We start from the raw sequence: 26,416 nt of genomic DNA on the forward strand, positions 1-26,416 counted from the left end.
CGCATGGACGGATGGATGTGGGGCGTGGCCGGGCTCGTCGTCGGGGCGCTGGCGGCCTGGGTCGTGGCGCGGCTCGTGGCCACCGCGCGGCTGGCGGGCCTGGCCACCGAGCGCGACCTGCTGCGCGAGCGGGTGCTCGACCTCGAGACCTCGCTGGCCGAGGACATGGAGACCGCCGCGCTGCTGGCGCCGCTCAAGGACGCCCTGGTGCGCGTCGAGCAGCACGTGGGGGTGCTCGAGCGCGACCGCGTCGAGCAGTTCGGCTCGCTGCGTTCGCTGCTGGGGCGGGTCGAGGCCGAGACCCAGGGCCTGGGGCGCGCCACCGCCTCGCTCGCCGGCTCCCTGCGCTCGTCCTCGGTGCGCGGCGCCTGGGGCGAGGTGCAGCTGCGCCGGGTCCTCGAGGCGTCCGGGATGCTCGCGCGCTGCGATTTCGACGAGCAGGTGGGCGCGGTCAGCACCCACGAACGGGCCGTCCGGCCCGACGTCGTGGTGCGGCTGCCCGGCGCCAAGGTGCTGGTGGTCGACGCCAAGGCCCCCATGACGCACTTCCTCGACGCCCAGGCCGACGGGCTCGGCGACGACGAGCGCGCCGCCCTGCTGCGGCGGCACGCCGACGCCCTGGAGGGCCACGTCACGGCGCTGGCGGCCAAGGAGTACTGGTCGGCCTTCCGCGACGGCCCCGAGATGGTGGTGTGCTTCGTCCCCAGCGACGCGATGCTGGGGGCGGCGCTGGCCGCGCGGCCGTCGCTGCACGAGAAGGCGCTGGCCCGCCGCGTCGTCCTGGTCGGCCCCGGCGCGCTGCTGGCGCTGCTGCGCACCGTCGCGTTCACCTGGCAGCAGGAGGCGCTCTCGAGCAGCGCCCGCGAGCTGCTCGACCTCGGTCGCGAGCTGCACGCCCGCCTCGGCACCCTGGGGGCGCACACCGCGAAGGTCGGGCGCAGCCTGCAGAGCAGCGTCGAGGCCTACAACGCGATGGTCGGTGCGCTCGAGTCCCGCGTCCTGGTCACCGCCCGCCGGATGCGCGACCTCGACGTCGTCACCGACGACCTCGCCGAGCTCGCGCCGGTCCGGGTCGGGCCGCGGCCCCTCACGGCCCAGGAGCTCATCGACGCGGCCACCGCCCCCGACTCACGTCCGGAGCTCCTCCTGGACGTGAGCGGCCCGGAGGCCGGCCCGTCGGCCGGCGCCCGGGACGCCGGCTGACCAGGACCGGGCCTACCCCAAGCGGCGCAGGCCGAGCACGGCGACGTCGTCGTCGGAACGCTCGTCCCGCAACGACCTGACGAGGCCGCCCACGCCGGCGTCCAGCGAAAGGCCCGCCATCGCGTCGACGGCGTGCCGCAGGCGCTCCAGCCCCGCGTCGATGCCTTCGTCCCGGCGCTCGACCAGGCCGTCGGTGAAGGTCACGAGGGTGTCACCCGGGTGCAGCGGGACGGCCGTCTGCTCGCGGACGCCGACAGCCACCCCCAGCGGCGGGCCGTCGGCGAAGGCCAGCTGCTCGGCGGGACGCCCGCGCCGCAGCACCATCGGCGGGGGGTGGCCGGCGTTCGCCACCCATACCGTGTCCTCTCCCGGCTCCGCCAGCGCGTAGAGCAGCGTCACCAGCTGCTCGGGGCCGTGGCGGGACAGCATGACGTCGAGCTTGCTCATGACCACGCTCGGGGTGGGGTCCACCGACGCGAACGCCCGCACGGTCGCCCGCATCATCGCCATGGCCGCCGCCGCCGAGACCCCGCGACCCATGACGTCACCGATGAAGACCGCGAGCCGGCCGTCCTCGAGCGGCAACGCGTCGTAGAAGTCCCCGCCCACGGCCGTACGGCCCGAGGGGTGGTAGTCGTGGGCGACCTCGAACGCGGCGGTCCCGGTGACGCGCTCGGGCAGGACCGCCCGTTGCAGCCGTACGGCCGCCTCGAGCGTCTGGCTGTGCAGCTCGGAGTTGTCGATCGCCGTGGCGGCGCGCCGCGCCAGGTGTTCGGCGAACTGCACGTCGTCCTCGTCGTACCGGCGTTCCTCGTCGGTCGACACCCAGGTGAGGCCGCCGATCACCCGGTCACGGACCACGAGGGGGACGACCAGCGCGCTGCGCAGCTGCAGCTCACGGGCCACCTGCAGGTGTTCCTCGTCCTGGGCCGCCGCCGCGAGCATGTCGTCGGTGACCTCCCGGACCAGCTCGGACTGGCCGGTGCGGACCACTCTCCACACGCCGGCGTCGGAGGACGGCGCTGGGGGCCACCGCTCGTGCAGCCGCACCGCGAGCTCGACCTTCGCCGGGTCGACGTGCGCGACCGCGAGCCGGTGTATCCGCCCGTCGCGGACGACGTCGATGGCGCACCAGTCGGCGAACGACGGCACCGCGAGCTGAGCCACCCTCGCGGTGGTCACGGCGAGATCGAGACTGCTGGCCAGCTCGATCGAGGCCTCCGCGAGGAACGCCAGACGCGCCGTCTGGCGCGCCGCGACCGCCGACGCCTCGATCCGCTGGATGGCCTGGGCGCACGAGCCGGCCAGGATCTCGAGCACGTCCAGCTCGGCGGGGTCCAGCGGGTGGGACTCCTCGAAGGACAGCACGAGGGCACCGATGGACCGGCTCGTGACGCGCAGCGGGATCGTGACGAGGGTGCGGTCGATGTCATCGGAGCCGGTCAGCTCGGGATACCGGGCCGCGAAGTCCGCCGCACCGGTCACGACGATGCGCGCCCCGCTGCGGATGCAGTCGTTCACGGGCGTAGGGGCGGCGAAAGGGAAGGTCTGCCAACGCGCGGCGTCCTTCGCGCTCAGCCCGCAGGCTGCGACGACCCGGACCTCGTCCTGTTCCCGCAGCGCCAGCGCGGCGACGGTCGCGCCCACCGCCTCCGCGACGTGGCTCGTCACGATCTCGGCCACGGCTGCCACGGTGTCGGCCGTGCCCACCTCGGCGGTGACGCGGGCCAGTCGCGTCAGGGCCTCGATGCGCGCGAGAGCATCGAGGGCGGCCGACGGTTGGTCCATGCGCGCCATCGTCGCAGGTGAGACGCCGTCGCATGGCTCACTGGGCGGATGTCGGGGTCTACGCCTCCGAACCGCCGTACCGGTGCGCGAAAGGCACCGACTCCGGAGGCGGTGGCCCGAGGTGGACGGTGACGCGGCATCCGGGGTCGCCGAGCGCGATCCGTTCCTCCAGCACCACGGAGGCGCCGGCCGGGCTGTTGCGCGCCGCGATCCCCCCGAAGACGCTGGAGGTCATGCGGCACAGTGCCGGCGCTCGCAGCACCGCCTCGCCGAAGGGGCAGGCGCGGTTCTCCAGGACGATGCGGTCCGGCCCGGCCTCGACCACGCTGAACCGGCCGTCGATCGCGTGCTTGAGGCGGACGTAGCAGGTCCCCATCTGCTCGGGCGTCATCCTCCCGACCGTGTCGGTGGCCGCCCGGAACTCCGCCTCCATCTGCCCACCCACGTCCATACCCACCTGGGCCACCGCGGCCTCGGCCGCCTGCGGCCCCTGCTGGCCCTCCACGGCCTGCGCGAGCTGGACGACGATCGCCCGCAGGAACGCCTCCTTGCCGAAACCGCCTCCCGGCTCGGCCTCGTCGGGCGACGGCAGCACGCCCGTGCGCCGGCGCGGCGGGTCGTGGCTCACGGTGGGCTGCCGTCGCACCGGGAGCGGCGTCTGGAACAGCATTCCGCCCCCGGCCCGGACCGATGCCCGGGCCTCCGGTGAGAGCGTCCGCATGATGAGCAGACCGCGGCCCGACTCGCGGAACTCGTCCTCGTCGTCGAGCCCCGCGTGGCCCGGGTCGGGCTCGGACGCCGCGACGAGGAGGTCGGGGTCGAAACCCTCGCCCAGGTCGTACACCGAGAGCACGGGATGCTCCCCGCCCCAGGAGAGCGAGACCCAGGTCGGCCCGGCGGTGTGCCGCAGCGCGTTGCCCATCGCCTCCGAGCTGATGAGCTCCGCATCGGCGATGCCCGCGTCCGAGCCCGACACGGCGTGGCGGGTCAGGTAGGCGACCAGCTCGTGGCGCACCGCTGCGATCTCTTCGGGTCGGTCGAGGTACCAGTCCACGAAGGCAGTCTGCCCCGTCGCCCTGGCCGAGGGCGGGCTGCGTCCCGAGCAGTTCGGTCCGTCCAGGGAGCGGGATTCCGGACGCCCTACGCGCACGCCGGGAGCGGCCGCCACCCCGGCCCTCTGCGCAGGCTCAGTGCAGGGAGCCGGACTCGACGAAGCCCCCGTCGTGGCGCATGGTGTCCGACATCCCTGCGGCCTTGAGGTCGCGCCGGATCTCGTTGGGGAGGGCGAAGACGAGCGACTCCTGGGCGGCGGTCACCGCGCTCACGTCGTCGAACCCGCGGGCGGCCAGGTAGTCAAGCACGCCGCGCACCAGGATCTCGGGCACCGAGGCGCCCGAGGTGACTCCCACCGTCGAGACGCCCTCGAGCCACGCCGCGTCGATCTCGTCGGCGTAGTCGACCAGGTGCCCGGCGCGCGAGCCGTGCTCGAGCGCGACCTCGACCAGGCGGACCGAGTTCGACGAGTTGCGCGAGCCCACGACGATCATCAGGTCACAGTCGGCCGCCATCTGTCTGACCGCCAGCTGCCGGTTCTGGGTGGCGTAGCAGATGTCGTCGCTGGGCGGGTCCTGCAGCGAGGGGAAGCGCTCGCGCAGCCGGCGCACGGTCTCCATGGTCTCGTCGACCGAGAGCGTCGTCTGCGACAGCCAGACGACCTTCTCGGGGTCGCGCACGCTCACGTTGGCGACGTCGTCGGGGCCGTCGACGAGCTGGATGTGCTCGGGCGCCTCGCCCGCCGTGCCGACGACCTCCTCGTGGCCCTCGTGGCCGATGAGGAGGATGTCGTAGTCGCTGGAGGCGAAGCGCACGGCTTCGCGGTGCACCTTGGTGACCAGCGGGCAGGTGGCGTCGATGGTGCGCAGCGACAGGGCCCGTGCCTCGTCGTGCACGACCGGTGCCACGCCGTGCGCCGAGAACACCACGGTCGCGCCCTCGGGCACCTCGTCGGTCTCGTCGACGAAGACCGCACCGTGCTTCTGCAGGGTGGTGACCACGTGCTTGTTGTGCACGATCTCCTTGCGCACGTACACCGGCGGGCCGTAGAGCTCGAGGGCCCGCTCGACGGTGACCACGGCCCGGTCCACCCCGGCGCAGTAGCCGCGGGGGGCCGCGAGGAGCACGCGCTTACGGGTGTCAGCCATGCCTTCCATGGTAGGTCGGGCGCGGCGGCATCCCGAATCGCGCCGGTCAGCTCGCGTACATGAACGCCTGCGAGTAGGGATAGAGCTGCACGACGAACGGCAGCCCCGACACGCGCCGCACGACCACGTAGCTCGACCACGACCCGCATCCGCCCGCGGGGAGCGGGGCCACCACGTCGAGCGAGCCGCCCTGGTGGTGCAGCAGGTAGTCGAAGGTGCGGGTGACCCGGGTCGTCGACGCCACCGGGCAGGCCGGGCTCGACGGCACGAGGAAGGCCTGGTGCGTGTACGTGCTCTTCCCGGAGGGCGGGAACGAGCCGCGCGGGCACCCCGCCCCGCCCGAGCCGTAGCAGTTGGTGAAGAACACGTCGTTGCGCACCTGCAGGCGGGTGGCCCCGGCGGGCGGGAGGTACCGGGAGATCGGCAGGACCCGGTGCGCCGTGGTGTCGGTGCCCGAGAAGAAGACCACGGCGCCGCGCAGCGGGGTGGCCGGGATGACCTTCTCGGCCGCGACCGGCCCGGCCACGTCACCCACGAACGCGCTGTACAGGGTGGCCCGCGCGGGCTGGGCGTAGTGGGAGTTCACGTAGATGCGCTCGCGGCAGTAGTAGGTGCCGGCCGCCGGGGCGACGAACAGCAGCCGCTGCGCGAGCGGCTGGAGGCCGTTGACCGCCAGGAGGTTGGTGCCGGTCCATGACTCCGAGACGATGGTGCCGTCGGGCTTCTCGCAGGTGATCTTCTGGGCGAGGGCGTTGCGGTCGGGGGTGCCGCGGTAGGTGACCGACTGGGCCCGCAGCAGCCGGACGTCGCCGGCCGCGAGGTTCTCGAGCACCAGCGTGGCGCGGACGGAGCCGATGCTGCCGGGTGGGCTCTCCGTCATCGTGGTGCCTCGCCGCGCGTACGCGACCTCGGTGTAGGCCCACGCGGGGGCCGCCAGGGCGACCACGGCCACGAGCGCCGTCAGAGCGGCCGCGGCACGGCGTCGGGCTCTGCGTCCCCCGGGTGTGGTCCGAGCCATGTGCGCCCTCCGTCAGTACCCGGACGTCGGCGAGCTCCGGCGTCCCTCCGACGGTAGCGACTCGGGGGCCGGGTGTCCCTCCCTAGAGTGGCGCCATGAGCACGCCGGCCCGCCCCACACTCCCCGAGCGCGCCGCCGACACCAGTGCCGAGCATCCCTGGCCGGTGCGCCTGCTGTCGATGAAGATCGGCGAGTACGTCGAGAAGATGTCGGTGCTGTGGGTCGAGGGACAGGTCGTCCAGCTCACCCGCCGGCCCGGGGCCCGCACCGCCTTTCTGACCCTGCGAGACCCCGACGTCGACATGAGCCTGTCGTGCTCGGTGCACGTCAACGCCCTGGACGCGATGCCGGGGCCCCTCGCCGAGGGCGCCCGGGTCGTCGTCCAGGCCAAGCCGTCGTTCTGGACCCAGCGCGGGTCGCTCGTGATGGACGCGCGCCAGATCCGGCCGGTCGGCGTGGGCGAGCTGCTGGCACGCCTCGAGTACCTCAAGCGACACCTGGCGCAGGAGGGCCTCTTCGACCGCGACCGCAAGCAGCCGCTGCCGTTCCTGCCGCGCCGCATCGGGCTGGTGTGCGGGCGCGCCAGTGCAGCCGAGAAGGACGTCGTCGAGAACACCCTCCGCCGCTGGCCGGCGGCCCGCTTCGAGATCCGCCAGGTCGCGGTGCAGGGCAACGGCGCCGTGGCCGAGGTGACCGCCGCCCTCCAGGAGCTCGACGCGCATCCCGAGGTCGACGTCGTGGTCATCGCCCGCGGCGGCGGCGGGGTCGAGGACCTCCTGCCGTTCTCCAACGAGACGATGCTGCGGGCGGTCGCCGCGGCCCGCACGCCCGTGGTCAGCGCCATCGGGCACGACGTCGACACGCCCCTCCTCGACCTCGTGGCCGACCACCGCGCGTCCACCCCCACCGACGCCGCGAAGGCCATCGTGCCCGACGCCGAGGCCGAGCGCCGGGGGGTCGACACGGCGCGCGAGCGGGGACGGCGGGCGCTGGCGGGCCGCGTGCACCACGAGCGGCGCCGGCTGACCGAGCTCACCTCGCGCCCGGTCCTCGCCGACAAGGGCGCCTTCCTCCGGGTGCAGCGGGAGGTCGTCTCCGCCCTGCGGGGACGCGCGCACCAGCGGGTCGAGGCGGTGGTCCACCGCCAGCGCGACCAGGTCGCGCACCTGCGGGCCCAGGCCCGCACCCTCTCCCCCCAGTCGACCCTCGACCGCGGCTACGCGGTGGTCTCGCGGGTCTCCGGGGAGGTCGTCACCGATCCCGCGGACCTCTCCCCCGCTGAGCCGCTACGGGTCCGGGTGTCGCGGGGCGACTTCGGGGTCACGGTGGCCGGGGCGGTCGGGTAGCCGAGAACGACGACCTGCGGGTCCCCGGCGTCGTCGGCCCGCCCGCGTAGGCTCCCGGCATGGCGAAGGACACCCCGGCCCCGGCCCCCACCGCGAACGCGGACGTCGCCGAGCTCGGCTACGAGCAGGCGCGCGACGAGCTCGTCGACATCGTGGCGCGGCTCGAGAGCGGCCAGGTGGGGCTCGAGGAGAGCATGACGCTCTGGGAGCGGGGCGAGGCGCTGGCCGCCCGCTGCGGACAGTGGCTCGACCAGGCCGAGGAGCGCATCACGACCTCCGGCGAGTGACCCGGGCGCGTCGTCCCGGCCGGCGAGCCCGTAGCGCGAACCGTCGTGCGGACTCATCGCAATCCCGTTCTGCTGAAGGCGAACACCTGTGGATAGAACCTTGTTCTCGTACGCGTGTTCGGGTATCATCTCTCCATGGACAGGGGGCAGCTCAGCAGCCGCGTCGCGGCCGTGCGGGCGGAGGTCGCGGCGCTGGGGCGTGAGCTGGCCGAGCACAGCCGGGGCCTGGATGCCGTGGAGTGTTACGAGCTCGCCGGTGAGCTCCAAGGGGTGGTGAACGCCGCCGAGGGGGCCCAGGGTGTGGCGGCCGCGTTGGGGGCTCGGGTCGAGGTGCGGCTCTCGGGTGACGGGCCCGTCGAGCGGGTCCACCCGGTGGGGTACGTCGACCAGATGGCGCCCAGCCTCGTCGCTCTCGAAGCGGGCCTGACGGAGGGGCTGGCCGGGCGGAAGGTCCACCTCGGCGCAGCCCTCGGTGAGCGGTTCCCCCGGGTCCGTGACCGGGTCCTGGCCGGTGACGTGGCGGCCGCGACGGCCCACAAGGTGGTCGACGCGTGCGCGGGGCTGGACGTCGTGGCGTGCGGTCGGGTCGATGCCGAGGTGTCGGGTCGGTTGGCCGACCTGGACCCGGCGCAGGTGACCGCGCACGTCCGCCGCGTCGCGACGCGGGTGGCGGCCGACCAGGTCGCCGCGCAGGTCGCGAAGACCCGCCGCACCCGGACGGTGGAGGTGCGTCCGGGCCCGGACGGCCTGACCGACGTGTACGCGCTCCTCCCCACCGCGACCGTGGCCGCGGCCTGGGCGGCGACCGAGCAGCTCGCGTCCGAGTACCGGCAGGTCGACGACACCCTCACCCTGTCCGAGGCGCGGGCCGACGCGTTCGGGGACCTGCTCCTGCGCAACGTGACGGTCAGTGCCTCGGTCACCCTCGGGGTGCCGGTGGTCACCGACCGCCCCGCGCCCGAACCCGCAACCGTCGAGACCATCGAGGTCCCCTGGGCCGACGACGACACCGTCATCGACGCCTACACCGGGGAAGAGACCCGCTTCGGCGACCTCCCGCCGGAGGCGCAGCGGCTGTTCGAGACCACCACGATGACCGTCGACCCAGACCCGGGACCGGTGCTCATGGCCCAAGTCACGCCCGGGTTCGCCGTGTCCGGCACGCAGCTGCCCGGGCTGGGCTGGGTCGACGCCGCCACCGTCGCCAACCTCCTCAAGACCCTCCCGATGGACGTCGCCCGGGCCGTGCTGGACGCCGACACCGGCACCCTCGCCTCCCTCACCACCAGCGCCTACCGACCGAACAAGGCCATGCGCGACTTCGTGGCCACCCGCGACGGGACCTGCCGGATGTGGGGGTGCTTGAGACGCGCCGAGTACACCGACCTCGACCACACCAGACCCTGGCCCCACGGCGCCACCTCACCGACCGACCTGGCGTGCCTGTGCCGGCGGCACCACCGGCTGAAGCAGCAGGGCCGCTGGCGCCCCACCCTCGACCCCGACGGCACCCTCACCTGGACCTCACCATCGGGCAAGCGCCGCGTCACCGAACCGGTCCACCGCATCCTGCCGGCGCCGGATCGGTCCCCGCTCGCCGCCGAGGCGGCCCCTCCCCCCTTCTGACCGGCGGCACCCAGGCCGGTTTGGCGAGGTTGGTGCCCTGTGTGAAGCCCGCTGCGACGATGGCGGGTCGGCCCGCAGTCAGGCGTCGCCGCGCTGCAGCTCCCAAGCCTCCCGGAGCGAGGACCTCACGGCGTCGAGATCACCCTCGACCACGTCGGCCAGCACCTTCGCGTGGGCCTCCAGCTCCGGCCGGACCGAGAAGGTGGTGGGCCACCGGCTGAGCAGCGCCTCGCGGCGCTCCGGGGTCGCGCGGACCAGCAGCGTCGCCTCGTCGATCTGCCGGGCCACGAGGCGGCCGCGCACGCACCAGCGGCGCCCACGCGGGTCCTGGTGCAGCCGCACCCCTTCCAACGACGCGAGGAGGTCCTCGACGTCGCGCCATCGCTGTTCCCCCGTCATGGGGTCGATCCTGCTACGCGCCCCGACCGGCGCCCACCCGGAGCAACGGCCCCCCGCGCAGCCGTGGCCCTCAGCGCACCGGCCGCAGGGCCTGCACGTAGGTGGTCATCTCGTCGAAGCTCGCGTTCCCCGTGACCAGCGTGGCCAGCTCGCCCGAGCCCGTGGGCGGCACCGACAGCAGGCTGTTCTGCACCTTGTTGTCGCGCACGTACTCGTCCCAGGTGCGCCCGGCGATCTCGACCGTGCCCTCCTTCGGCGCGCGGTTGGTCTGGGCCGCGACCCAGGCGCGGCTCGGGTCCTTGGTCTGCTCGACGGCCACGAAGCTGCCGGACGGCGTGCGGTACCCCACGTGCCAGGTCATGAAGCCGTCGGTGACCCGCACGTAGCGCACCGAGGTCGGCGTCCAGCCCGCCGGCAGCCCCTCGGGCACGACGATCGGCCAGCCGGTCCGCTCGCGCACGTCCTGGGCCTGCGCGGCGATGTCCACGGGAGGCCCGCCCACGGTGTTGACCCGCGGCACGATCAGGACGAGGACGGCGACCATCCCCAGGACCGCCAGCAGCGAGTACACGAGGTTCTTCACCGAGCCCATCGAGTAGCGGCTCTTCGGGGCCACGGGCGTGCTCACCCCTCCATCGTCGCCGACGAGCCCCCCCGACACCCAATCGGCCTCGACGCTAGGCTCGACCGGTCCGCTCCAGAGAGGTTGGGATGCCGTGAGCCCTGTGCCGCCCGTCGTCGTCGTGGGGGAGCTGCTCGTCGACATCGTCAGCCACCCCGACGGCTCCAGCGCCGAGCACGTGGGCGGCTCGCCCGCCAACGTGGCCGTGGGGCTGGCCCGGCTCGGCCACGACACCCACATCGCCTGCCTGGTCGGCACCGACACCCGCGGCGACCGGTGCATCCAGCACGTCGAGGGGGGCGGCGTGCACCTGCTCCCCGGCAGCGTCACCACCGCCCACCCCACCTCCACGGCGCTCGCCACCATCGACGAACGGGGCGCCGCGTCCTACGTCTTCGACCTGCACTGGGACCTGCCCCCCGTGCAGCTGCCCCCCGGCACCGCGCACCTGCACACCGGCTCGATCGCCACGACCCTCTCCCCCGGCGAGCGTGAGGTCACCGCGGCCGTGCACCGGGCCCGGGAGGTCGGCACCGTCAGCTACGACCCCAACGTGCGCCCGACGATCATGGGCGAGGTCGACACCGTCCGGCCGCGCGTCGAGGAGCTCGTCGCCCTGGCCGACGTCGTCAAGTGCTCCGAGGACGACATCGAGTGGCTCTACCCCGGCCGGAGCGCCTCGGAGGTGATGGCGCGCTGGACCGACCTCGGGGCCGCCTTCACCGTCGTCACCCTGGGCGGCGCCGGCGTCACCTGGCGGGTCGCGTCGGGCGAGGAGGCCACCGAGACCGCGCGGGTCAAGGACGTCGTCGACACCGTCGGCGCCGGCGACTCGTTCATGGCCGGGCTGGTGTCCGGCCTCCTCGACGCCGGCCTGCTCGGCGGCCCCGACGCCCGCGCCCGGCTGCGCTCCGCCGGCCTCGCCGACGTCGCGCCCGCCATCGACCGTGCCCTCGCCACGAGCGGGGTCACGGTGCGCCGTTCCGGCGCCTACGCCCCGACCCGGGAGGAGATCCGATGACCGAGTTCGCCTACGAGGACATGCTGCCGGTGGAGGCCGACGAGACCCCATACCGCCTCCTCACCACCGAGGGCGTCGAGGTCGTCGACGGCCCCGGCGGCCGCCGCTTCCTCCAGGTGGCGCCCGAGGCGCTGCGGCTGCTCACCGAGACCGCGATGCACGACATCGCCCACTACCTGCGCCCCGCCCACCTGCAGCAGCTCGCGAACATCCTCGACGACCCCGAGGCCAGCAACAACGACAAGTTCGTCGCCCTGGACCTGCTGAAGAACGCCAACATCGCAGCGGGCGGCGTCCTCCCGATGTGCCAGGACACCGGCACCGCCATCGTGATGGGCAAGCGCGGCCAGCACGTGCTCACCGAAGGCACCGACGAGGAGGCCCTCAGCCGGGGGGTCTACGACGCCTACACCCGCCTGAACCTGCGGTACTCGCAGATGGCCCCGGTCACGATGTGGGAGGAGCGCAACACCGGCTCCAACCTCCCGGCCCAGGTCGAGCTCTACGCCGACACCGCGCCCGGGCACGAGACCACCTACAAGTTCCTCTTCATGGCCAAGGGCGGCGGCAGCGCCAACAAGTCGTTCCTGTTCCAGGAGACCAAGGCCATCCTCAACCCCGAGGCGATGATGCGCTTCCTCGACGAGAAGCTGCGCAGCCTCGGCACCGCCGCCTGTCCGCCCTACCACCTGGCCATCGTCATCGGCGGCACCAGCGCTGAGTTCGCGCTCAAGACAGCCAAGTACGCCAGCGCCAAGTACCTCGACCAGCTCCCCAAGCAGGGCGACCCGGTCACCGCGCACGGCTTCCGCGACACCGAGCTCGAGGAGCAGGTCCTGGAGCTCACCCGCCAGCTCGGCATCGGCGCGCAGTTCGGCGGCAAGTACTTCTGCCACGACGTGCGCGTCGTGCGCCTCCCCCGCCACGGCGCATCGCTGCCGGTCGCCATCGCCGTCTCGTGCAGCGCCGACCGCCAGGTGCTCGGCCGGATCACCCCCGAGGGCGTGTTCATCGAGCAGCTCGAGACCGACCCCGCGCGCTTCCTGCCCGAGCAGACCCCGGCGGCCCTCGACGACGCCCAGGGCGTCGGCGGCACCGGGGCCGGAGCCGTGGTGGCCATCGACCTCAACCGTCCCATGGACGAGATCCTCGCCGAGCTCACGCAACATCCCGTCAAGACCCGGCTCTCGCTCACCGGCCCGCTGGTGGTCGCCCGCGACATCGCGCACGCGAAGATCAAGGAACGGCTCGACGCCGGTGAGGAGATGCCGCAGTACCTCAAGGACCACCCCGTCTACTACGCCGGCCCCGCCAAGACCCCCGAGGGGATGCCCTCGGGCTCGTTCGGCCCGACGACCGCCGGGCGGATGGACTCCTACGTCGACCAGTTCCAGGCGGCCGGCGGCTCGCTGGTCATGCTCGCCAAGGGCAACCGCAGCCGGCAGGTCACCGACGCCTGCCAGGCGCACGGCGGCTTCTACCTCGGGTCCATCGGCGGCCCCGCGGCCCGCCTGGCCCAGGACTGCATCCGCAGCGTCGAGGTGCTCGAGTACCCCGAGCTCGGCATGGAGGCCGTGTGGAAGATCGAGGTCGAGGACTTCCCGGCGTTCATCGTCGTCGACGACAAGGGCGAGGACTTCTTCGCGGGCGTGACCAAGCCCGTGGCGTTCACCATCGAGAAGAGGACGGGACTGGTATGAGCACCGAGCAGACCCCCGGCTTCGAGGACCTCCTCGACGCCAACCAGCGGTTCGCGCAGACCTTCGACCTCGCCGGGTTCGACGGCGTGGCCCGGGCGGGCGTCGCCATCGTCACCTGCATGGACAGCCGCATCGACCCGCTGCGGATGCTCGGCCTGCGCGCCGGGGACGCCAAGATCTTCCGCAACCCCGGCGGCCGTGTCACCCCCCAGGCCCTCGAGGCGCTGGTGCTCGGCGTGCACCTGCTCGGGGTGGAGCGCGTCCTGGTCATCCCGCACACCCGGTGCGCGATGTCCTCGGCCTCCGAGGAGGACCTGCGCCGCCGGGTCGGCGAGTCCGCGGGGCTCGATGCCTCGTGGCAGCGCTTCAGCGTCGTCACCGACCAGGTCGACGCCCTGCGCCAGGACGTGGCCGCCGTGCGCACCCACCCGCTGGTCGGCGAGCGCGCCCTCGTCGGCGGTTTCGTCTACGACGTCGACACCGGCCTGCTGACCCAGCACGTATGACGGTGCGTCTCGAGGCCGTCGGCCTGCACCCCGTCAAGAGCACCGCGGTGCGGCCGGTGCTGCAGGCGCGGGTCGAGCGCTGGGGGCTGCGCGGCGACCGGCGCTGGATGCTCGCGCTGCCCGACGGCGAGTGCCTCACCGCCCGCGAGGACCACGGGATGCTCATGCTGACCGCTGACACCCCGGACACCGACGCCGGGCTGGGGTGCGCCCTGCGGCTGCGCGCCCCGGGCCACGACGCCCTCGAGCTCGACGAGCCGGACGGCGACGCGGTGCCCGTCACCGTCCACGGCCGCGCGCTCACGGCCACCCCGGCCCCGGAGCACGCCCACGCCTGGGTCCGTGCGGCGCTGCGCCGGGACGACCTCCGGCTGGTGCACGTCGCCTCGCCGCGCCCGCTCAACCCGCAGTACTCCGCCCCCGGTGACGCCACAGCCTTCGCCGACGGCTACCCGCTCACGCTGGCGTCCACGGCGTCCCTGGCCCGGCTGCGCGACTGGGTCGCCGAGACCGCGCTCGAGCGCGGCGAGGAGCCCCCGGTCCTCGAGATGGCGCGGTTCCGCCCGAACCTCGTGGTCGACGGCGACCTCACCCCCTTCGAGGAGGACGACTGGCGCGGCGTCACCGTCGGCGCCGTCACCTTCAGCGTCGCCAAGCCGGTCGACCGCTGCGTCATGACCACCCTCGACCCGGCCACCGGCCGCGGCGGCCGCGAGCCCATCCGCACCCTGGCCCACCACCGCCGCTGGGACGGCGCCACCTGGTTCGCCGTGCAGCTGGTCCCCCGCTCCGTCGGCGACGTCCGGGTCGGTGACGAGGTCGTACCCTCCCGGTAGGTTGCCGTCATGACGACGTCCGCGCCGACCTTCCCCCCCGGCTTCCTGTTCGGGGCCGCCACCGCGAGCTACCAGATCGAGGGCGCCGTGGCCGAGGACGGCCGCTCCCCCTCCATCTGGGACACGTTCTCGCACACCCCGGGCCGGACCTTCGGGGGCGACACCGGCGACGTCGCCTGCGACCACTACCACCGGATGCCGGCCGACGTCGCCCTGATGCAGGAGCTCGGCCTGGAGGCCTACCGCTTCTCGGTGGCCTGGCCGCGCATCGTCCCCGGCGGCACCGGCGCGGTCAACGCGGCCGGTGTCGCGTTCTACGACCGGCTCGTCGACACCCTCCTCGCCGCGGGCATCCGGCCCGTCGTCACGCTCTACCACTGGGACCTCCCGCAGGCGCTCGAGGACCGCGGCGGCTGGCGCACCCGCGAGGTCGCCGACTGGTTCGCCGAGTACGCCGCCGCCGTGGCCGGCCCCCTCGGCGACCGGGTGAAGCACTGGACCACCCTGAACGAGCCGTGGTGCTCCTCGATGCTCAGCCACGCCATCGGCGCCCACGCCCCCGGCCGCCAGGACCCGCTCGAGGGGCTGGTCACGGCCCACCACCTGATGCTCGCCCACGGCCGCGCCGTCCCCGTCATCCGCCAGCACTGCCCCGACGCGCAGGTCTCCATCACGCTCAACCCCACCCAGGTCCACGGGCCCGAGGACCCCACCGAGGCCGACCTCGACGCCGTGCGGCGCGCCGACAACGCCCTCAACGGGGTGTTCTTCGGGCCGCTGTTCCACGGCACCTACCCCGAGGGGATGCTGGAGGACGTCGCGCACCTCACCGACGGCTCGTTCGTGCACGACGGCGACCTGGCCGAGATCGCCGCCCCGCTCGACAACCTCGGGGTCAACAACTACTTCCCCACCCGCGTCGCGGCCACGCCCCAGGGCGCCGAGCCCCAGGGTGGCCTTCACCTGCTCCCCGGCTGCGAGCGGGTCGACGAGGTCGCGCCCCGCCCGCCGCTCACCGCGATGGGCTGGGAGCAGTCGCCCGCGAGCCACCGCCTCATCGTCGAGCGCTCGGCCCGCGAGAGCGGGCTGCCGGTGTACGTCACCGAGAACGGCTCGGCGTGGGACGACACGGTCGACGCCGACGGTCAGGTGCACGACCCCGAGCGCGTCGCCTACCTGATGGCGCACCTGGGCGCGCTGGCCGACGCCGTGGCGGCCGGCACCGACGTGCGCGGCTACTTCGCGTGGTCGCTGCTCGACAACTTCGAGTGGGCGCTCGGCTACGACAAGCGCTTCGGCATCGTGCACGTCGACTACGACACCCAGGTGCGCACCGTCAAGGACTCCGGGCACGAGTACGCCCGGGTCATCGCCGCGCACCGCGATCGCTGACGCGCCGGCCGGGGAGGCACCGCCCGTGAGCCGTCGCATCGTCGTCGTGGGCGGGGGTGTCGTCGGCCTCGCGGTCGCCGAGCGGGTCACCCGCGACGAGCCGGCCGCGGTCGTCACCGTCATCGAGAAGGAGGACGGCTGGGCGCGCCACCAGACCGGGCGCAACAGCGGCGTCGTGCACTCGGGTATCTACTACCCGCCGGGCAGCGCCAAGGCCCGATGGTGCCGGGCCGGCGCGACCGCCCTGCTGCGCCTGGCCGCCGACGAGGGCGTGCCGCACGCCGTCACCGGCAAGCTCGTCGTCGCGACCCGGGAGGCCGAGCTGGCCCGCCTGGCGGCGCTGCACGAGCGGGGCCTCGCGAACGGGCTGGCCGTGCGGCGGCTCGGGCCCGACGAGGCACGCGAGTACGAGCCCCACGTGGCCGCCCTCGCGGCGCTGCACGTGCCCGAGACCGCCGTCGTCGACTACCCGGCGCTCTGCCGGGCGCTGGTGCGCCGGCTCGAGGCACGAGGTGCCCGCCTGATGACGGGGGCCACCGTGCTGGCGGCCCATCACGGCCCGGCGCACACCGTGGTCGAGACCACCGCCGGCTCGGTGACGGCCGACGTCGTGGTCAACTGCGCCGGGCTGCACGCCGACCGGGTGGCGCGCCGGCTCGGCCACGAGTCGTCGGTGCGGATCGTGCCGTTCCGGGGCGAGTACCGCGAGCTCACGCCGGAGGCGGCCCACCTCGTGCGTGGCCTCGTCTACCCGGTGCCCGACCCCGAGCTGCCGTTCCTGGGGGTGCACCTGACCCGGGGCGTCGACGGCCACGTGCACGCCGGCCCGAACGCCGTCCTGGCCCTGGCCCGCGAGGGCTACCGCCGGCGGGACGTCGACCGCGACCTGCTCGCCACCCTGGGCGACCCGGGGTTCTGGCGGCTGGCGCGCCGGCACTGGCGCAGCGGCGCCACCGAGCTGCGGCGCTCGGCCTCTCCCCGGCGCTTCGGCGACAGCCTGCGCGCGCTGGTCCCGGCGCTGCGCGACGCCGACCTGCTCCCCTCCCCGGCCGGGGTGCGGGCCCAGGCCGTGCGGCGCGACGGCGCCCTCGTCGACGACTTCCTGGTCGAACGCTCGGGTCGGTGCGTGCACGTCCTCAACGCGCCCTCCCCCGCCGCCACCGCCTCGCTCGAGATCGCCCGGCACGTCGCCGGCCTCCTCCCGTGAACGGGAGGAGGCCGACGGATGCTGCGAGGAGCGGGCCTCAGGCGGGCTTGCCGACGACGGTGACGTCGATGTTGCCGCGGGTGGCCTTGCTGTAGGGGCAGAACTCGTGGGCCTTGTCGGCCAGGCTCTGCGCCGTCTCGGCGTCGACGCCGGGGATGGTGGTCGTGAGCTCGACGCCCAGGCCGAAGCCGGACTCGGTCTCGCCGAAGTGGACGTTCGCGGTGGTCTCGGCGCCCGAGGCGTCGATGCCCTCGCGCTGCGCGATCAGGGTCAGCGCGCCGTTGTAGCAGGCGGCGTAGCCGGCGGCGAAGAGGGTCTCGGGGTTGGCGACCGGGTTGGACGGGTTGGGCTTGCCGAGCGGCAGGTCGACGACGCCGTCCTCGCTGCGGGTGCGGCCGGCGCGACCACCGGTGGCGGTGGCGGCGATGCTGTACAGCTCCTTGGTCACGGACTCGTGCGGCACGGAAGAACTCCTTCGATCGGCGGTGTGGTCACCAGGGCCAACCCCGGCCGGCCGTCGACCATTCCGTCCGCCCCGCATCCGGCTCGGCTCAGAGCGCCAGTCGCTCGAGCACCACGCCCGCCAGACGGTCGGCCGTGGCCCGCGCCTGGTCCTCGCTCGTGGCCTCGACCATCACCCGCACGACCGGCTCGGTGCCCGACTTGCGCAGCAGCACCCGGCCGGAGCCCTGCAGCTCGTCCTGCGCGCGGCGCACGGCCTCCTGGACCCCTTCGTCGGACTCGACGCGGCCCTTGTCGACGCCCTTGACGTTGACCAGCACCTGCGGGAGGCGGTGCATCACCCGGGCCAGCTCGGCGATGGGGCGCCCGGTCTGGGCCACCCGCGCGGCCAGCATCAGGCCCGTCAGGACGCCGTCGCCGGTGGTGCCGTGGTCGAGCAGGATGACGTGGCCCGACTGCTCGCCGCCGAGGGAGTAGCCGTGGCGGCGCATCTCCTCGAGGACGTAGCGGTCGCCCACCCCGGTCTGTTCGACCCGGATGCCCTCGCGCTCCATGGCCTGCAGCAGCCCCAGGTTGCTCATCACGGTGGCGACGAGGGTGTTCTCGCGCAGCAGCCCGCGCTCCTTCAGGGAGACGGCGAGGATGGCCATGATCTGGTCGCCGTCGACCTCGACGCCGTCGGCGCCCACGGCGAGGCAGCGGTCGGCGTCGCCGTCGTGGGCGATGCCGAGGTCGGCCCCGCGCTCGAGCACCGCGGCGATGAGCCGGTCGAGGTGCGTGGAGCCGTAGCCGTCGTTGATGTTGAGCCCGTCGGGGTCGGTGCCGATCTCGACGACCTCGGCCCCGGCCAGCCGGAAGACCTCGGGCGAGACCGCGCTGGCGGCGCCATGGGCACCGTCGATGACCACCGTCAGGCCGTCGAGGCGGTGCGGCAGCGCCTGCAGCAGGTGCGCGACGTAGCGGGCCTGGCCGGCGCGGTTCTCGTGGATGCGGCCCACCTCGGCCCCCTGGGGGCGCTCCCAGTGCTGGCCCATCCGCGCGGCGATCTCGTCCTCGACGGCGTCGGGCAGCTTGTGCCCGCCCTCGGCGAAGAACTTGATGCCGTTGTCGGGCATCGGGTTGTGCGACGCCGAGAGCATCACCCCGAAGGTCGCACCCATGTCGGCGGTCAGGTAGGCCACCGCGGGGGTCGGCAGGACGCCGACGTTGTGCACGTCGACGCCGGCCGAGGCCAGCCCGGCGCAGACCGCCGCCGAGAGGAACTCGCCACTGGCGCGCGGGTCGCGACCGACGACGGCGCGCGGGCGGCGGCCGGACGCGCGGTCGGGGCCGCCGAGGACGTGCGCGGCCGCGATGCTCAGCTCGAGCGCGAGCTCGACCGTGATGTCGGCGTTGGCGAGCCCCCGCACGCCGTCGGTACCGAAGAGTCGGGACATGAAGTGGTTCCTTTCTGGAGACCAGCGCCTGAACCTACCGCGAGACGCCGGGGAACGCCGCGACGGCGGCACCCCGGGTGGGATGCCGCCGTCGTGGCGGGCCGATGGGTGAGATCAGCGCTTGCTGTACTGGGGAGCCTTGCGGGCCTTCTTGAGACCGGCCTTCTTGCGCTCGGGGACGCGGGCGTCGCGGGTGAGCAGACCGGCCTTCTTCAGCGCCGGGCGGTTCAGCTCCTCGTCGACCCCGTTGAGCGAGCGGGCCACACCGAGGCGGACGGCACCGGCCTGGCCGGAGGGGCCACCACCGTGGACGCGCACCAGCACGTCGTAGGCACCGTCGAGCTCGAGGACCGCCAGCGGCTCGTTGACGATCTGCTGGTGCACCTTGTTCGGGAAGTAGTTCTCGAGGGTACGGCCGTTGATGGTCCACTCGCCGGTGCCGGGCACGATGCGCACGCGGGCGACGGCCTGCTTGCGGCGGCCGGTGGCGGCGCCGGGCGCCGAGGCGCTCGGGCGGCGCGGGGCCTCGCCGGCGACGGAGCCGGCCTCGGACTCGGAGGTGTACTCGCTGACCGGGGCGTCGTTGACGTCGGTGCCGGCGGTCTCGTCGATCTGGGCGTTCTCGGACATCACTGGGCCACCTGGGTGATCTCGAAGGGCTTGGGCTGCTGGGCCGAGTGCGGGTGCTCGGAGCCGGAGTAGACCTTGAGCTTGGTCAGCTGCTGACGGCCCAGGGTGGTGCGCGGGAGCATGCCGCGGACGGCCTTCTCGACGGCCTTCTCGGGGGCCTTGGCGAGCAGTTCGGTGTAGGTCGTGGAACGCAGACCGCCCGGGAAGCCCGAGTGACGGTAGGCCTTCTTCTTCTCGGCCTTGGAGCCGGTCAGGGCCACCTTGTCGGCGTTGATGATGATGACGAAGTCGCCGGTGTCGACGTGGGGGGCGAAGGTCGGCTTGTGCTTGCCGCGCAGCAGGACGGCCGTCTGGCTGGCGAGCCGGCCGAGGACGACGTCGGTGGCGTCGATGACGTGCCAGGCACGGGTCACCTCGGCCGCCTTGGGGGTGTAGGTACGCATGGGAACATCCTCATGGTCTCTGGGACGGGGGGCGTATGCCGCGTGCTCTCGGGAGGGCTCGCGTCCCTCGCGGGGGCGCACGGCACAACATCACCCAGTTTAGGGGCTCGCCGACGCGCTACGAAATCACTGTTCACGGCCCCGGTCACCCCTTCCCACCTGCACATACGCCACTGCATGACCATTGTGCACACCTCTTGTGCACAGGAAGTGTGCAGAGGTATTGTGCACGCATGGCCACTTCTCCGCCCTCGTCGCCCGACCCCGACTACACCGGCATCCGGCTCGACGGCGCCGCCCTGAAGGTGCTGGCGCATCCCCTGCGCTCGCGTCTGCTGTCCACGCTCCGGCTCGCCGGCCCGGCCACGGCCACCGACCTCGCCGGCACGCTCGGCACCAACTCCGGCGCCACCAGCTACCACCTGCGCCGGCTGGAGACGATCGGGCTGGTCGAGGACACCGGTGAGGGCGAGGGCAAGCGGAGGCTGTGGCGTGCCGCCACCCACTCGCACTCGTACTGGGCCTCCGACATGGCCGGCGACGAGGACGCGGAGACCGCGCTGAACTGGCTCTCGCGCGACTACATCCGCCACCTCACCGACCGCTACGAGCGCTGGCTCGACGTCGAGCAGGCCTGGCCGCTCGACTGGCGCGACGCGCTCGGCCTCAGCGACTCCTACGTCCTGGCCACCGCGGAGCAGGCCGAGGCGATGCGCCGCGAGCTGGCCGACGTCGTCAGCCGGTACCGCCGGGTCGGGCAGGGCAACCCGGAGGCGCGCCGGGTGGCCACGTACACCGTGCTCTACCCCATCGACCTCGACCGGGCCCCGCGCGGGGGCGAGCGCGGATGACCGCGCCGCTCACGGCCCGGGAGGCCCAGCGCCGGCTCTACCTCCTCACCGGGACCCGCTGGTTCCCGGTCGGCCTCGTCGTCGGCATCCTGCTGCTGGTGCAGACCGGGCGCGGCCTCACCATCACCGAGGCCGCCACCATCGCGTCGGTCACCGGCGTCACGACCTTCCTGCTCGAGCTGCCGACCAGTGGCTTCGCCGATGCGGTGGGCCGCCGCCCGGTCTACCTCGCCGCCGCCGCGGTGAACGTGGCCGCCGGGATCGCCTACGCCCTGGCCGACTCCTTCGTCACGTTCGCCGTCGCCGCCGTGCTCACGGGCACCTTCCGGGCTCTCGACTCCGGGCCCCTCGAAGCGTGGTTCGTCGACACCGTCCACGCCGAGAGCCCGGGGGCCGACGTGGACCGCCAGCTCTCGCGCACCGGCACCATCCTCGGCGGCGCCATCGCCGTCGGCGCGCTCGTCTCCGGCGGCCTCATCTGGTGGGACCCCGCCGCGCGGCTGGGCCACCCCGGGCACGCCCTCGACACCGCCGTCTGGGTCTTCGCCACCCTCAACGTCGTGCACCTGGTGGCGGCGGCCCTCCTCGTGCACGAGCCGCGGCCGGCCGCCGGCGACCGGCGCGCCCGCCTGCGCGAGGCCCTGGTCGAGGGGCGCCGCTCCCCCCGCGTGGTCGCCGACGGGGTACGCCTGCTCGGCACCAACCGGGTGCTGCTGGCGCTCGTCGGGGTCGAGCTCTTCTGGTCGGTCGGGATGATCGTGTTCGAGTCGCTGATGCCCCTGCGGCTCGAGGAGCTGCTGGGGTCGGCCCGCGCCGCCGGCGCCGTCGTCGGGCCGGTCGCGGCCGCGGGCTGGGGCATCTTCGCGGCCGGCTCCTGGCTGGCCGGCGTCGCCTCCGGGCGCCTCGGGGTGGCCCGCGCCGCGATGCTCGGCCGGGTGCTCAACGCGCTCGGGGCGGTCGTGATGGGGCTCGCCGTGGGCCCGGTGGGGCTCGTCGCCGCATACCTCTTCACCTACTCGATGCACGGGATGAACGGCGCCCCGCACGCCGCGCTGCTCCACCGCGAGGCCGACGCGGGCAACCGCTCCACGGTGCTGTCGATGAACTCGATGGTGGCCTTCCTCGCGTTCGCCGTGGCGGCGCCCGCGGTCGGCGCGCTCGCCGACCACGCGGGCCTCGGGGTCGCGATGGTCACCGCCGGCACCTTCAGCCTGCTCGGGGTGGTCCTCTACCTGCCCGCCCTTCACCGTGAGCGGCGACGGAGCACGGCGGTGCCCGCCCCCGCGTGACAGGCTGGCGCGATGAAGCAGTTCCTCCTCGGAGTCGTCACGACCCTCGTCGTCCTGGTGGTCGCCGCCGCCGTCCTGCTGGTCTCCGTCGGCTCCGGGACCGCCCCGGCCGCGCCGCGCCCGTCGGCCACCCCGTCCGGCACGGCGGCTCCCCCGACCGACCTGGCCGCCGACGAGACCTGGCTCGGCTCGGTCGACCTCACCAGCCGCGACCTGGTCTCGGCCGAGGGTGACCTCGCCGGCGTCCGCGCCCGGGGGACCGGGGTGCGTTTCGGCGCCGACGGGATGCACGCCGACACCCTCGCGGTCGACGCCACGGTGCCCTTCGCCACGGTGGCCGAACAGATCGGCTCGGGGACGACCGTCTACGCCGCCCCCGACGGGCGGGCCGGCGTCCAGCGCCGCGCGACGCTGTTCGGGCGCACCGTCACCATCCGGGCCACCGGCACCGTGCGAGCCGACCGTGGGCAGCTGCTGATCGAGCCCGAGACCGTCGACCTCGGCGGCCCGGCCTTCCTCGACGCCATCGCCGGCGCGGCCGCCCGCGCCCTGGTCACGATCCGCCAGCCCGTACCCGGAGTCCCCGCCGGCCTCGTGCTGCGGAAGGTGACGACGACCCCGTCCGGCTTCGCGGTGGCGCTGGACGGGGCCGACGTCACCGTCGGTCGCTGAGCCGGGCGCCCTCGGCGAGGCGGGCGTCCGGGTGTCACCGCGAGCGCGCCACCCGGCCCTCGTCCCACACCGGCTCGTCGGTGGCGGCCACGGTGCCGTCCTGGCGGAACACCAGGAAGCGGTCGAGGCCGCGGGCGAACCAGCGGTCGTGGGTGACTGCCACCACGGTCCCCTCGAAGGCGGCGAGGGCGTCCTCGAGGGCCTCGGCCGAGTGCAGGTCGAGGTTGTCGGTGGGCTCGTCGAGCAGGAGAAGGGTGGCCCCCGACAGCTCGAGCAGCAGGATCTGCAGCCGGGCCTGCTGGCCGCCCGAGAGCGAGTCGAAGGCCTGCTCGGCGGCCGCGGCCAGGCCGTAGCGGTCGAGCGCGCGGGCGGCGAGCTCGCGCGGCATCCCGGCGCGGTGCTCGTCGCCGCGGTGCAGGATCTCCAGGAGGGTCCGCCCGTGCAGGGCCGCGTGGTCGTGGGTCTGCGCGAACCAGCCGGGCCGCACCCGCGACCCCAGCACCACCCGCCCCGCGTGCTCGACCGCAGGGGGGCGGATGTCGCCCACCGGCTCGTGCTCGCGGTCGGGGTCGCTGCCGCCCGCGGCCAGCAGGCGCAGGAAGTGCGACTTGCCCGAGCCGTTGCTGCCGAGGATGCCGACCCGCTCGCCGAACCAGAGCTCGGCGTCGAAGGGCTGCACCAGCCGCTGCCCGTCGACCTTCAGCTCGAGCCCGGTCACCACGACGGCCCGCTTGGCGGTGCGCCCGCCACTGAGCCGCATCGTCACCTTCTGGCGCAGCGGCACCGCCTCGGGCGGCCCGGCCTCGACGAACTTGCGCAGCCGGGTCTCGGCCGCCCGCAGGCGGGAGGCGAGCCCGTCGTTGAAGGTCGCCTTCTGCCGGTACATGACGACGAGCTCCTTGAGCTTGACGTGCTCCTCGTCCCAGCGGCGGCGCAGCTCGTCGAGGCGGTCGTTGCGGTCGGACCGGGCCTGCTCGTAGGTCGAGAAGCGGCCGGGATGCACCCACACCGAGTTGCCGCCGTGGGCCGGCTCGAGGGTCGCGATGCGGGTGGCGACGCGGTCGAGCAGCTCGCGGTCGTGGCTGACGAACAGCACCGTCTTGGGCGACTCCAGGAGCCGCTCCTCGAGCCAGCGCTTGGCCGGCACGTCGAGGTAGTTGTCGGGCTCGTCGAGCAGGAGGACCTCCTCGGGCCCCCGCAGGAGCGCCTCGAGCACGAGGCGCTTCTGCTCACCACCCGAGAGGGTCGTGACCTGGCGCCACTGCGCCTGCTCGAACGGCACCCCCAGGGCAGCGACGGTGCAGACGTCCCAGAGGGTCTCCCACTCGTAGCCCCCCACGTCGCCCCAGTCCGAGAGGGCCTGGGCGTAGTCGAGCTGGTCCTGCTCGGACTCGCGCTCCATCATCGCGAGCTCGGTGCGCTCGACCTCGGCGGCCGCCCGGCGCACCGGCTCGGGAGCCACCGACACCAGCAGGTCCCGCACGCTGGAGCCGTCGCGGACCTGGCCGATGAACTGCCGCATCACCCCGAGGCCGCCGCTGCGGGTGACCGCGCCGTCGGATGCCGTGAGGTCGCCGGCGAGGATCCGCAGCAGCGTCGTCTTCCCGGTGCCGTTGGGTCCGATGAGAGCGACCTTGGCCCCCTCGCCCACCCGGAAGCTCACGTCCCGCAGCAGCGGCCGGCCGTCGGGCAGCGAGAAGCTCACGGAGCCGATGTCGAGGTGTCCCACGAGGGACCATCCTCCCCGATGGGGGGCCGCCCGCTCCACGCACTTTCCGGCTACGCCCCTCGGCCCGGCAGGGTGCGGACGGCGCGGGCCTCCCGCGCGCGGGCGGCGAGCTCGTCGTCGGCCGGGTAGGTGACCTCCTCGAGCGAGAGCCCGTGGGCCGGCATGACCTTCACGGCCGGGTCGCGCACGCCGGCGGTCAGCACCTGCGCCGGCCACTCCCGAGGACGGCGCCCCTCCCCCACCGGCACCACGGCGCCGACGAGCGCACGCACCATCGAGTGGCAGAAGGCATCGGCCACGACGGTCGCCTCGAGCACGCCGTCGTCACCGCGCTGCCAGGAGTACTCGAGCAGGGTACGCACGGTGCCGGCGCCCTCACGGCGCTTGCAGAAGGCGGCGAAGTCGCGCAGCCCGGTCAGCTGCCGCGCCGCGGCGTCCATGGCCGGGGCGTCGAGCCGGTCGCGGACCACCACGGTGTCGTGGCGGCGCAGCGGGTCCAGGGCCGCCGGGTCGTCGAGCACCCGGTAGCGGTAGCGGCGCCGCAGGGCCGAGAAGCGGGCGTCGAAGCCGGGCGCGGCGGGAGCCACGGCGTGCACCACGACGTCGCCCGGCAGCACCCCGTTGAGGCGCGTGACGGCGGCGGCCCCCGGCGCCCGGTCCGAGCGCCCGGGCAGCGCCGCGTAGGCCGCCGCGTCGACGTCGGCGTGCGCCACCTGGCCGCGGGCGTGAACCCCCGCATCGGTGCGACCGGCCACGGTGAGGCGCACCGGGTCGGGGGCGCGCAGCACCGTCGTCAGGGCCTGCGACAGCACCCCCTCGACCGTGCGCATCCCGGGCTGGGCGGCCCAGCCCGAGAACGCCGTGCCGTCGTACGCGAGGTCGAGCCGGAGCCGCACGGTCATCGCCCCAGCGTAGGGCGCACGCGCGACGGCCCCTCTCCCACGCGGGGAGAGGGGCCGTTCACGGGACGGACGAGGGGAGGCTCAGGCCTCGTCCTCGACCTGCTGCTTGGCGGCGCCACCGGCCGGCTCGAACCCGGCGGCCTCGGCGGCCTCCGCGTCCTTGAACCAGAACTCGGCGACCGTCTGGTCGTACCACTGCGAGCCTTCGACGTGGTACTTGCCGGAGTCGGCGTTGCCCTTGACGGTGTAGCCGTCGGGGGCGCTGCCGTCCTCGGCCGCGGCGACCGCGCCCGCGGGGAGCTCGGTGGCGGCGGTGTCGCCGGCCTCCGCGTCCTCCGCGGCCTTGGTCTCGGCCGCGGCCTCCTTGGACTCGGCCTGGGCGGCCGCGCGCTTGGCCGCGTCGTCCTTGGCCGCACGCTTGGTCGCGCCCTCGGCCTCCTTGACGGTGGCCTTCTTGGCGACGGGCTCGCGGACGAGCTCGATGACCGCCATGGGGGCGTTGTCGCCCTTGCGCGGGCCGATCTTGGTGATGCGGGTGTAGCCGCCGGGGCGCTCGGCCATGTCGGGGCCGATCTCGACGAACAGGCGGTGCACGACGCCCTTGTCACGGATGACGGTCATGACCCGGCGACGGGCCGAGAGGTCGCCGCGCTTGGCGAAGGTCACGAGCCGCTCGGCCAGCGGGCGCAGGCGCTTGGCCTTGGCCTCGGTGGTCGTGATGCGGTCGTGCTCGAAGAGCGAGGTCGCGAGGTTCGCGAGGATGAGCCGCTCGTGAGCGGGACCGCCTCCGAGACGGGGACCCTTGGTGGGGGTGGGCATTGCGTATCTCCTTGGTTTTTCTGCCTGGAGG

At 74.0% G+C, this 26,416-nt stretch carries 26 protein-coding genes; 13 read left to right on the top strand and 13 right to left on the bottom strand.

Features of this window, described 5'->3' with window-relative positions; all coding sequences use genetic code 11:
* The first annotated feature begins 3 nt into the window (after nucleotides 1-3).
* Complete coding sequence (locus ATL31_RS05135) at nucleotides 4-1,203, top strand: DNA recombination protein RmuC (protein WP_101394832.1); 1,200 nt, start codon at nucleotides 4-6, stop codon at nucleotides 1,201-1,203.
* Between the two features lie 12 nt (nucleotides 1,204-1,215).
* Here ATL31_RS05135 and ATL31_RS05140 read toward each other — a convergent pair whose 3' ends face one another.
* From ATL31_RS05140 to ATL31_RS05155, 4 genes are all read right to left on the bottom strand, one after another.
* Complete coding sequence (locus ATL31_RS05140) at nucleotides 1,216-2,991, bottom strand: GAF domain-containing SpoIIE family protein phosphatase (RefSeq protein WP_158239788.1); 1,776 nt, start codon at nucleotides 2,989-2,991, stop codon at nucleotides 1,216-1,218.
* 58 nt (nucleotides 2,992-3,049) lie between these two features.
* A complete protein-coding gene (locus tag ATL31_RS05145; RefSeq protein WP_158239789.1) occupies nucleotides 3,050-4,045 on the bottom strand; it encodes a methanogen output domain 1-containing protein in 996 nt (331 codons plus the stop codon).
* A gap of 133 nt (nucleotides 4,046-4,178) precedes the next feature.
* A complete protein-coding gene (locus tag ATL31_RS05150) occupies nucleotides 4,179-5,192 on the bottom strand; it encodes a 4-hydroxy-3-methylbut-2-enyl diphosphate reductase (RefSeq protein WP_101394835.1) in 1,014 nt (337 codons plus the stop codon).
* Nucleotides 5,193-5,238: 46 nt separating this feature from the next.
* Nucleotides 5,239-6,144, bottom strand: coding sequence for a hypothetical protein (locus ATL31_RS05155; protein WP_101394836.1), 906 nt, complete (start codon nucleotides 6,142-6,144; stop codon nucleotides 5,239-5,241).
* Nucleotides 6,145-6,305: 161 nt separating this feature from the next.
* On the opposite strand from ATL31_RS05155, the gene xseA reads away from it, so the two are divergent.
* From xseA to ATL31_RS05170, 3 genes are all read left to right on the top strand, one after another.
* Nucleotides 6,306-7,556, top strand: coding sequence for an exodeoxyribonuclease VII large subunit (gene xseA / locus ATL31_RS05160; protein WP_101394837.1), 1,251 nt, complete (start codon nucleotides 6,306-6,308; stop codon nucleotides 7,554-7,556).
* 59 nt (nucleotides 7,557-7,615) lie between these two features.
* Nucleotides 7,616-7,843: an exodeoxyribonuclease VII small subunit gene (locus tag ATL31_RS05165; RefSeq protein WP_101394838.1), complete on the top strand. Its 228-nt coding sequence runs from the start codon at nucleotides 7,616-7,618 to the stop codon at nucleotides 7,841-7,843.
* Between the two features lie 135 nt (nucleotides 7,844-7,978).
* The gene (locus ATL31_RS05170) at nucleotides 7,979-9,469 is read left to right on the top strand and encodes an HNH endonuclease signature motif containing protein (protein ID WP_101394839.1); all 1,491 of its coding nucleotides are present in this window, start codon (nucleotides 7,979-7,981) and stop codon (nucleotides 9,467-9,469) included.
* A gap of 78 nt (nucleotides 9,470-9,547) precedes the next feature.
* Here the strand turns inward: ATL31_RS05170 and ATL31_RS05175 are convergent, their stop codons facing one another.
* Both ATL31_RS05175 and ATL31_RS05180 read right to left on the bottom strand, forming a co-directional pair.
* Complete coding sequence (locus ATL31_RS05175) at nucleotides 9,548-9,868, bottom strand: hypothetical protein (RefSeq protein WP_101394840.1); 321 nt, start codon at nucleotides 9,866-9,868, stop codon at nucleotides 9,548-9,550.
* Nucleotides 9,869-9,938: 70 nt separating this feature from the next.
* Nucleotides 9,939-10,496 carry a DUF4245 domain-containing protein gene (locus ATL31_RS05180; protein WP_245861951.1) on the bottom strand — a complete coding sequence of 186 codons (558 nt, stop codon included), beginning with the start codon at nucleotides 10,494-10,496 and terminating at the stop codon, nucleotides 9,939-9,941.
* 88 nt (nucleotides 10,497-10,584) lie between these two features.
* Between ATL31_RS05180 and ATL31_RS05185 the strand changes: the two genes are divergently transcribed.
* From ATL31_RS05185 to lhgO, 6 genes are read left to right on the top strand one after another with little or no spacing between them, the layout of a single operon-like run.
* Nucleotides 10,585-11,511 carry a carbohydrate kinase family protein gene (locus tag ATL31_RS05185; protein WP_245861954.1) on the top strand — a complete coding sequence of 309 codons (927 nt, stop codon included), beginning with the start codon at nucleotides 10,585-10,587 and terminating at the stop codon, nucleotides 11,509-11,511.
* Nucleotides 11,508-13,211, top strand: a complete 1,704-nt coding sequence (locus tag ATL31_RS05190) for a fumarate hydratase (RefSeq protein ID WP_101394842.1) — start codon at nucleotides 11,508-11,510, stop codon at nucleotides 13,209-13,211. The genes ATL31_RS05185 and ATL31_RS05190 overlap by 4 nt, the downstream gene beginning before the upstream one ends.
* The gene (locus ATL31_RS05195; RefSeq protein WP_101394843.1) at nucleotides 13,208-13,717 is read left to right on the top strand and encodes a beta-class carbonic anhydrase; all 510 of its coding nucleotides are present in this window, start codon (nucleotides 13,208-13,210) and stop codon (nucleotides 13,715-13,717) included. Before ATL31_RS05190 ends, ATL31_RS05195 begins: the two co-directional genes overlap by 4 nt.
* Nucleotides 13,714-14,553 carry an MOSC domain-containing protein gene (locus ATL31_RS05200; protein ID WP_101394844.1) on the top strand — a complete coding sequence of 280 codons (840 nt, stop codon included), beginning with the start codon at nucleotides 13,714-13,716 and terminating at the stop codon, nucleotides 14,551-14,553. Before ATL31_RS05195 ends, ATL31_RS05200 begins: the two co-directional genes overlap by 4 nt.
* 9 nt (nucleotides 14,554-14,562) lie before the next feature.
* Complete coding sequence (locus tag ATL31_RS05205) at nucleotides 14,563-15,945, top strand: GH1 family beta-glucosidase (protein ID WP_101394845.1); 1,383 nt, start codon at nucleotides 14,563-14,565, stop codon at nucleotides 15,943-15,945.
* Nucleotides 15,946-15,970: 25 nt separating this feature from the next.
* The gene (gene lhgO / locus ATL31_RS05210; RefSeq protein ID WP_101394846.1) at nucleotides 15,971-17,152 is read left to right on the top strand and encodes an L-2-hydroxyglutarate oxidase; all 1,182 of its coding nucleotides are present in this window, start codon (nucleotides 15,971-15,973) and stop codon (nucleotides 17,150-17,152) included.
* A 37-nt stretch (nucleotides 17,153-17,189) separates the two neighbouring features.
* Here lhgO and ATL31_RS05215 read toward each other — a convergent pair whose 3' ends face one another.
* The 4 genes from ATL31_RS05215 to rplM all read right to left on the bottom strand — a co-directional run bounded on the left by ATL31_RS05215 (nucleotide 17,190) and on the right by rplM (nucleotide 20,123).
* Nucleotides 17,190-17,615, bottom strand: coding sequence for an Ohr family peroxiredoxin (locus ATL31_RS05215; RefSeq protein ID WP_055815585.1), 426 nt, complete (start codon nucleotides 17,613-17,615; stop codon nucleotides 17,190-17,192).
* An 88-nt stretch (nucleotides 17,616-17,703) separates the two neighbouring features.
* Complete coding sequence (glmM, locus tag ATL31_RS05220) at nucleotides 17,704-19,050, bottom strand: phosphoglucosamine mutase (RefSeq protein ID WP_101394848.1); 1,347 nt, start codon at nucleotides 19,048-19,050, stop codon at nucleotides 17,704-17,706.
* A 114-nt stretch (nucleotides 19,051-19,164) separates the two neighbouring features.
* On the bottom strand, nucleotides 19,165-19,680 hold the full coding sequence (gene rpsI, locus ATL31_RS05225) for a 30S ribosomal protein S9 (protein ID WP_055815579.1): 516 nt from the start codon (nucleotides 19,678-19,680) through the stop codon (nucleotides 19,165-19,167).
* A complete protein-coding gene (gene rplM, locus ATL31_RS05230) occupies nucleotides 19,680-20,123 on the bottom strand; it encodes a 50S ribosomal protein L13 (protein WP_055815577.1) in 444 nt (147 codons plus the stop codon). Before rplM ends, rpsI begins: the two co-directional genes overlap by 1 nt.
* 233 nt (nucleotides 20,124-20,356) lie before the next feature.
* Here rplM and ATL31_RS05235 point away from each other — a divergent pair, with 233 nt between their 5' ends.
* The 3 genes from ATL31_RS05235 to ATL31_RS05245 are packed head-to-tail and all read left to right on the top strand — an operon-like array spanning nucleotide 20,357 to nucleotide 22,935.
* On the top strand, nucleotides 20,357-20,974 hold the full coding sequence (locus ATL31_RS05235) for an ArsR/SmtB family transcription factor (RefSeq protein ID WP_101394849.1): 618 nt from the start codon (nucleotides 20,357-20,359) through the stop codon (nucleotides 20,972-20,974).
* Entirely contained in the window at nucleotides 20,971-22,263 is a 1,293-nt protein-coding gene (locus tag ATL31_RS05240; protein ID WP_101394850.1) for an MFS transporter, read from the top strand. Before ATL31_RS05235 ends, ATL31_RS05240 begins: the two co-directional genes overlap by 4 nt.
* Before the next feature lie 12 nt (nucleotides 22,264-22,275).
* Complete coding sequence (locus tag ATL31_RS05245; RefSeq protein ID WP_101394851.1) at nucleotides 22,276-22,935, top strand: LmeA family phospholipid-binding protein; 660 nt, start codon at nucleotides 22,276-22,278, stop codon at nucleotides 22,933-22,935.
* A gap of 34 nt (nucleotides 22,936-22,969) precedes the next feature.
* Here ATL31_RS05245 and ATL31_RS05250 read toward each other — a convergent pair whose 3' ends face one another.
* From ATL31_RS05250 to rplQ, 3 genes are all read right to left on the bottom strand, one after another.
* A complete protein-coding gene (locus tag ATL31_RS05250; RefSeq protein WP_101394852.1) occupies nucleotides 22,970-24,664 on the bottom strand; it encodes an ABC-F family ATP-binding cassette domain-containing protein in 1,695 nt (564 codons plus the stop codon).
* 50 nt (nucleotides 24,665-24,714) lie between these two features.
* On the bottom strand, nucleotides 24,715-25,560 hold the full coding sequence (truA, locus tag ATL31_RS05255; RefSeq protein ID WP_425440337.1) for a tRNA pseudouridine(38-40) synthase TruA: 846 nt from the start codon (nucleotides 25,558-25,560) through the stop codon (nucleotides 24,715-24,717).
* An 87-nt stretch (nucleotides 25,561-25,647) separates the two neighbouring features.
* Nucleotides 25,648-26,385: a 50S ribosomal protein L17, sunset domain variant gene (gene rplQ / locus ATL31_RS05260; RefSeq protein ID WP_101394854.1), complete on the bottom strand. Its 738-nt coding sequence runs from the start codon at nucleotides 26,383-26,385 to the stop codon at nucleotides 25,648-25,650.
* Between the last annotated feature and the right edge of the window lie 31 nt (nucleotides 26,386-26,416).

Origin of the sequence: Phycicoccus duodecadis, assembly GCF_002846495.1 — a bacterium.
Taxonomy (GTDB): Bacteria; Actinomycetota; Actinomycetes; order Actinomycetales; family Dermatophilaceae; genus Phycicoccus; species Phycicoccus duodecadis.